Here is a 1,322-nt window from a genome sequence, read left to right on the forward strand (position 1 = left end):
CAACGCAGGAGCAGTTGCCGCGCAGGGCAGTCTATTCTCGGACAGCCTCCTGGAGCTTTTGCGGGCAGCGGGCGGCGGGTAGCGGGTAGCGTCTGCAGAAATGTCGAAGTTATTCCCGAACCAATCCCGGATCGATGTGAACCTAACTGTTATCTGATGGTCAAAAGGGCATACTGAATCCCACCCCAAAAAGGTCCTGATAGCCATGCAACCCATTTCCAGTCAGCTGCCATCATTCCCCCCACAGACCATTGCCTGTGATACTGTTTGTCGCAGTCGTTACAAGGGCATAACCGCCAATGGCACAAGCATCTCAACGGTACCTGCCAGTCCATTAATATATCCGGGCAACAGGGCCACGGGATCCACCCTGTCCGATTACCGGGTCTGCCAGTTCGCGAAAGGTGCCGTGCAAGTGGGCAACAGCCTGATGCGCAGTGTGGCGGGTTTTGCCTTTCAGCAAGTAATGGATTCACCGGAAGTTGGTCTCGTCTGTCCGGGATTAAAAGAGAGCCTGGTGGTTCTGCTGGCATTGCCGACGCTGGTCTCGGGTTATGCATGCTCCGATAAATATCCTCGGTCGTGCGGTCAGCATGTGCCGCAGTGCATTCCAGAAGAAGCAATGTGTGACGGCAGGCGCGATTGTAAAAATGGATATGACGAAAGCGCCTACTCTTGTCCACCAAGATCCAAATGTGAAAATGAGAGTGATTTTCTGTGCGAGAACCGCAGAATATGTGTCCGCTCAGATTGGCTGTGCGACGGTATTGACCACTGCGGCGATGGGTCGGATGAAGCAAGTCATCCTTCGAACGAAAACATAACTGGATGCACATCATCAGTGTCCAAATACTCCCAAGGGGGTATCTATTTCGGGGCAGTTGTTGGGATAGGATGCGCATCCATAATTGCTGTTTCCTTAATGAATGCAGTCTATAAAAGCGTCAAGGCTTTTCGGGCTACCAACCCTGAAGCTTCAACCTGTCAGCTTATACAAATGGCCTTGAGACATCCGTGTTATTTCAGACATCACCACCCGCCCGAACAGATTGAGTTATCTGACTTCCAGCAAGCAATGGCGTTACCTGACTATCTACAGGCAACGGCGTTACCTGACTATCAACAGGCAACGACGTTACCTGACTACTATCAGGCAACCCGGGAGCCCCCTACCTATGCAGAGGCCATCGCCGGGGAGACCTGGGTCTGACCCAAGGCACTGACTTGAGAGTGAAAGCCTTGCCATCCGCAAGCTTTAAGGAGCTGTCCTGAAATAACTTCGACATTTCTATAGACGCTACCCGCCGCCCGCTTCCCGAAAA

1 protein-coding gene is annotated in these 1,322 nt (G+C 52.4%); it reads left to right on the forward strand.

Annotation, left to right across the window (positions count from 1 at the left end; translation table 11 throughout):
* Window positions 1-205 precede the first annotated feature (205 nt).
* Complete coding sequence (locus KDK14_RS16625) at window positions 206-1,210, forward strand: hypothetical protein (protein WP_257266296.1); 1,005 nt, start codon at window positions 206-208, stop codon at window positions 1,208-1,210.
* The last annotated feature ends 112 nt before the right edge of the window (window positions 1,211-1,322 follow it).

The sequence above is a fragment of the Endozoicomonas sp. ONNA2 genome, from assembly GCF_024606365.1.
GTDB lineage: Bacteria > Pseudomonadota > Gammaproteobacteria > Pseudomonadales > Endozoicomonadaceae > Endozoicomonas.